The 5,065-nt window shown below is 70.2% G+C and carries 5 protein-coding genes and 1 pseudogene; 1 reads left to right on the plus strand and 5 read right to left on the minus strand.

Annotation, left to right across the window (positions count from 1 at the left end; all coding sequences use genetic code 11):
- Positions 1–96 precede the first annotated feature (96 nt).
- The 3 genes from G3N92_RS30790 to G3N92_RS30800 all read right to left on the minus strand — a co-directional run bounded on the left by G3N92_RS30790 (position 97) and on the right by G3N92_RS30800 (position 3,173).
- A complete protein-coding gene (locus tag G3N92_RS30790) occupies positions 97–1,185 on the minus strand; it encodes an extracellular solute-binding protein (RefSeq protein ID WP_206131326.1) in 1,089 nt (362 codons plus the stop codon).
- A gap of 85 nt (positions 1,186–1,270) precedes the next feature.
- Positions 1,271–2,320, minus strand: a complete 1,050-nt coding sequence (locus tag G3N92_RS30795; protein WP_206131327.1) for an ABC transporter ATP-binding protein — start codon at positions 2,318–2,320, stop codon at positions 1,271–1,273.
- A 4-nt stretch (positions 2,321–2,324) separates the two neighbouring features.
- Positions 2,325–3,173 carry an ABC transporter permease subunit gene (locus G3N92_RS30800; protein WP_206131328.1) on the minus strand — a complete coding sequence of 283 codons (849 nt, stop codon included), beginning with the start codon at positions 3,171–3,173 and terminating at the stop codon, positions 2,325–2,327.
- A gap of 161 nt (positions 3,174–3,334) precedes the next feature.
- On the opposite strand from G3N92_RS30800, the gene G3N92_RS30805 reads away from it, so the two are divergent.
- The gene (locus G3N92_RS30805; RefSeq protein ID WP_206131329.1) at positions 3,335–4,246 is read left to right on the plus strand and encodes a LysR family transcriptional regulator; all 912 of its coding nucleotides are present in this window, start codon (positions 3,335–3,337) and stop codon (positions 4,244–4,246) included.
- 61 nt (positions 4,247–4,307) lie between these two features.
- Here the strand turns inward: G3N92_RS30805 and G3N92_RS30810 are convergent, their stop codons facing one another.
- Positions 4,308–4,817, minus strand: coding sequence for a GNAT family protein (locus tag G3N92_RS30810; protein ID WP_206131330.1), 510 nt, complete (start codon positions 4,815–4,817; stop codon positions 4,308–4,310).
- 32 nt (positions 4,818–4,849) lie between these two features.
- A pseudogene (locus tag G3N92_RS30815) lies at positions 4,850–5,065 on the minus strand (type III effector HrpK); the annotation flags it as partial.

Here is a 5,065-nt window from a genome sequence, read left to right on the forward strand (position 1 = left end):
CCAACGCGAACGCGATCGCGAACAGCGCGGCGGCCGGCGCCGCGCCGAAGCGGCGCAACAGGCCCGCGTCGCGGCGTTCGAGGGAGCGCGCGCGCATCATTGGCCGAGCGTGGCCTGCGACCAGAGCTGGTCGACCTGCGCCTTCTTCGCGGCGGCCTTCGCCACGTCGAGCGGGCGCACCTGCGGCGCGTTCGGCATCTTCGCGGCCACGTCCGGCGCGAGCGCCACGCCGGGCACCGCCGGGCGCACGTAGCCCTGCGCGAACAGCGCCTGGCCCGCATCGCTCATCACGAAGTTCAGCCAGAGCTGCGCGGCCGACGGATTCGGCGCGTTCTTCACGAGGCTCATCGCATACGGCGCGGACACGCTGCCGTCGGCCGGAATCACCACCTCGGCCGCGTCGCCCATGCCGTCGGCGTACTTCGCCTTCAGGCCGTCGTTCTCGTAGCCGATCAGGATCGGGATCTCGCCCTTGACGAACTTCGCGTACGGCGTGGTGCCTTCCACACGCAGCACGTTGCCGGCAGTCTTCAGTTTTCCGAAGAAATCGGCGCCCGGCTTCGGATCGTCCACGCTGCCGCCCATCGCGTAGGCCGCCGCGAACACGTCCACCTGGCCCTGGCCCGTCGAGCGCGGGTCGAGATACACCACGGCGTTGCGATACTCGGGCTTCAGCAGATCGGACCAGCGCTTCGGCACGTCCTTGACGAGCTTCTTGTTGACGAGGAACGCGATGTTCAGCGAATGCACCGTGAACCAGCGGCCGTCGGCGTCGCGGAACACCGGCGGCAGCTTGTCGAAGTTCAGCGGCTTGAACGGGGCGACCACGTCGCGCGCCTTCGCATCGAGCGCGGACGCCGCGAAGTAATAGGCGGTATCGGCCTGCGGGCGGCGGCGCGACTTGTCGAGCGCCACCACGGTGGCGGCCGAGCCGATGTCGTTATAGGTGATCTCCACCTTCGGATAGCGCTTGCGGAATTCGGCGAACAGCGATTTCCAGTTGGCCCACTCGGGGCCGGTGTCGAACGACACCACCAGGCCTTCGTCGGCGGCCTTCTGGTAGAGCGCGTCCTCGCCGGCGTACAGCGGCGCCGGCTGCGCGGCGTGGGCGGCGCACGCGAGCAGCGTGCCGAGCGCGAGCGCGACGGCCCGCATGCGTTGGGTCAGGGCTGAGGCTGCAAACATCGTGATTCTCCGAAAGACGGGGTGATCGGGTTGGGGCCGCCGCGCGAAAGCGGGCGCGGCGGCGCGGTTCGGGGCGGGGACGGCGTCAGGCATTCGGCGTATCGGGCAGGGCCGGCAGCACGCGCAGATGGCACGGGTCGATCGCAATGGCGTGCTGGGCGACGTCGCGGCCCTCGCCCAGCAGCGGCGCGGCCGCGCCGTGCGGCAGGAAGTCGTAGCGATGCGTCGCGCCGAAGTAGCGCACCTCGCCGCACGCGCCGCGAATCAGGTTCGTGGCGCCCGGCGCGGGATCGGCCCGCACATGCTCGGGGCGCAGCAGCAACGCGACGGCGTCGCCCTCGCGATGCGCGCCGGTCGCGGCGCACAGCGTCGCGAAGCCCACGTCCACGCGATCGGTGGCCAGCACGCGCCCGCTCAGGATCGTCGAGTGGCCGATGAAGCGCGCGACGCGCGCCGAGGCCGGCTGCTCGTACAGCTCGCGCGGCGTGCCGACCTGCAGCACGCGCCCGCCTTCGACGATCGCGACGCGGTCCGCCATGCTCAGCGCCTCGTCCTGATCGTGCGTGACGAACAGCGTGGTCGCGCCGCAGGCGCGTTGCAGCGCGCGAATCTCGTCGCGCAGCTGATGGCGGATGCCGGCGTCGAGCGCGGCCAGCGGCTCGTCGAGCAGCAGCACGCGCGGCTCGATCACCAACGCGCGGGCCAGCGCCACACGCTGCTGCTGGCCGCCGGACAACTGCGCCGGCCGCCGCTCGGCGTGGCTCGCGAGGCCCACGCGCTCGAGCATCGCGAGCGCCTGACGGCGGCGCTCGGCGCCGGTCACGCCGCGCATCCTCAGGCCGTAGGCGACGTTGTCGGCCACGCTCAGGTGCGGAAACAAGGCGTACTGCTGAAACACCATGCCCACGCCGCGCCGCCACACCGGCTGCGCGGCCACGTCCTCGCCGCCGATCGCGATGCGGCCGGTATAGCCCGTCAGCAGGCCGGCGGTCAGGCGCAGCAGCGTGGATTTGCCGGAGCCGCTCTGGCCGATCACGGCCAGCAGCTCGCCCGGCGCGGCCGCGAGCGAAAGGTTCGCGATGCCGTGCGACGCGCCCGGGTAGGTGTAGCTGAGGTTGTCGAATTCGAGGCTCATGGCGTTACTTGATTCGTTGCACGGTGGCGACCGAGGCCAGCGTCGCGGCGATCGCGAGCACCAGCAGCACCACGGTTGCGGCGCAGGCGAAGCCCGAGGCGCCGTAGAAGGCCTGCAGCAGCACCACCGGATAGTTGCGGTAGCGGAAGCCGGCGATCAGGTTCGAGATCTGGAATTCGCCGATCGACAGCGCGGCCACCATCACCAGGCCGGCGAACAGGCTGTGGCGCAGGTTCGGCAGCACGATCGTGAAGAACTGCCGGCGCGGCGTGGCGCCGAGCGTGGCGGCGCAGGCTTCGAGCGTCGCCAGATCGAGGTGGCGCAGGTCGGCGAGCAGCGTCTGCAGCAGATACGGCAGCGTCAGCACCGCGTGCGCGGCGATCATCAGCCACAGCGTGCCGAGCCACGGCAGCGTGTCGCCGCCGAACACGGCGATGTAGCCGAAGCCGAGCGTGAGCGCCGGCACCGCGATCGGCAGCAGCATCACGAGCCGCGCGGCCAGCCCGCCGCCGCGGCGCGCGCGATGGTGCAGCGCGTAGGCGAGCGGCACGCCGATCGCCGCGTTCAGCGCGCAGCACGCAAGCGCCACCACGAAGCTGGTGCCGAACGCGCGGCGAAAGCTCGTGTCGGCCGCGAGATCCGCATACCAGTGGCCGGTGAAGCCGGTCGGCAACAGCGTGTTGGTCCAGCTCTGCCCGGTCGAGCCGACCACGAGCAGCGCGATCGGCAGCAGCAGGTACAGCGCGAACAGCGCCACCACGGCCCGCACCAGCACGCGGCCGGGCGACGGCGCGCGATTGCTACGACGAATGGGAACACCAGCGGCGGCGGCCGTGGCGGGGGAAAAAGGCATCGAGGCGTCCGTGGTCGAGCGGATGAAACGGCGCGAAACCTCGTTGAATCAGTAGCTTGGCTTCGCGATGACGGGCGCCAGTGTGCGTTTCCGTCATGGCATCGTCATGAAAAAAACGTACAAAACGCGCATCGATCCATGCGAATCCGGAACACCTCGCGATGAAGCACCTGTATCCGAACATCGCCGAACTGCACGCGTTCGCCAGTTCCGCCAAACATCTGAATTTTTCGTACGCCGCGCGCGAGCTGGGCCTCACGCCGAGCGCGGTGAGCCGCCAGATCGCCAATCTGGAGGCGCTGTTCGGCGTGAAGCTGTTCGTGCGGGAGGGGCGCAACCTGTCGCTGACGCGCGCCGGGCAGGTGTATCACGCACGCGTCACGGGGCCGCTGCGCGAGATCGGCAACGCCTCGCTCGAACTGCTCAGCGTGCGCGAGGACAGCGACCTGCTGACGATCGCGAGCGTGCCGACCTTCACCACCAAGTGGCTGGTGCCGCGCCTGCCGGCGTTCGTGGCCGCCGCGCCGAACGTCACGCTGAGCTTTCGCCGCCATCTGGCGCACGGCGATCCGTTTCCGTTCGGGCTGGACGCCGCGATCCGCTACGGCGACGGCCGCTGGGAAGGCGTGCGTTGCGATTACCTGTCGGGGCGCACGTTCGTGCTGGTGTGCTCGCCGGGGTTCGCGGCGAAACACGCGCTGCGCACGCCGGCCGACGTGGCCGACGCGCCGCGCCTCGTGCACGAGCAGGCCGAAAGCGTCTGGTTCGAATGGTCGGAACGGCACCGCGTCACGCACATGAACGCGTTCGCGGGGCCGCGCTTCGAGCAATATGCGGTGTTGATTCAGGCCGCGCAGGCCGGGCTCGGCCTCGCGCTGGTGCCGGCCTTCCTGATCGGCTCGCCGCTCGACGCGGGCACGCTGGTGCAGCCGGTGGACGCGCCGGTCGAGGTGGACAACCAGGGCCACTATCTGTGCTACACGCCGGAACGCTACGAAACCAGCGCGGCGCTGCGCAAGCTGCGCGAGTGGATGCTCGGCGAATTCGCCGAGCCGCGGAACGCGCAGGCGTGACGCCGCCCGCCATCGCTCGCGATGACGAAGCGGCACCGCATCGCGATCGAAACGCCGAAAGTCAGGCGGCCGCGCGCTGCGGTTCGGCCGCGCCGGCCCGCAGCGCGTCCTCGTCGGGAATCCCTTCGGTCTCCTTCAGGAACGCCTTCAGGTAACGCCCGCGAATATAGCGGCACTCCTCGCGCAACATGCCGTAGAGGATGAAATCGGTGCCGTCGCTGGCCGCGCTGCGCATCACGCCCTCGCGCACGAAGCCGAGATGCTCGTCGAGCCGCTGCGCCTCGGGGTTGTCGACGCGCACCAGGCCCGTCACGCGCCGGCACTTCAGCATCGCGAACGGATACAGAAACGCCGCCGCCACGAAGGCCGGCGTGATGACGTGCCGCGAGGCGCCGAGCGCGAAGTGCATCAACAGGTTCGGCCCGTTGTGCCCCTGGAACACCACGCCCGCGACCAGCTCGCCGTCCTTGGCGAGACCGATCGCGCGCGCGTCGTCGTAACGTTCCTCGCCCGTGCGCGACGCCACGAACAGGTTGACCTCGTCGTGACGGTCGAATACCAGGCTGCGCATGCGGGCCTCCGGTACGTTGGGTGTGCCGACGATCAGGACGGCAGCGGAATGCCGAACTGTTGCAGCGTCGGGTTGACGTTCGACGCGAACGCCTTCTGGTCGTTGTGCTTCTTCACGGCCTCGACGATCGCGAAGATGATGCCGGCCACGCCCACCACGGCCGCGCCCACCGCCATCACCGGCGCGGCTGCCGCCATCGCGCCGCCGATCGCGCCCAACGCGCCTTCGCCCGCTGCCGCGCCGCCTTC

It is taken from the genome of Burkholderia sp. Ac-20379, assembly GCF_017104645.1.
GTDB lineage: Bacteria > Pseudomonadota > Gammaproteobacteria > Burkholderiales > Burkholderiaceae > Burkholderia.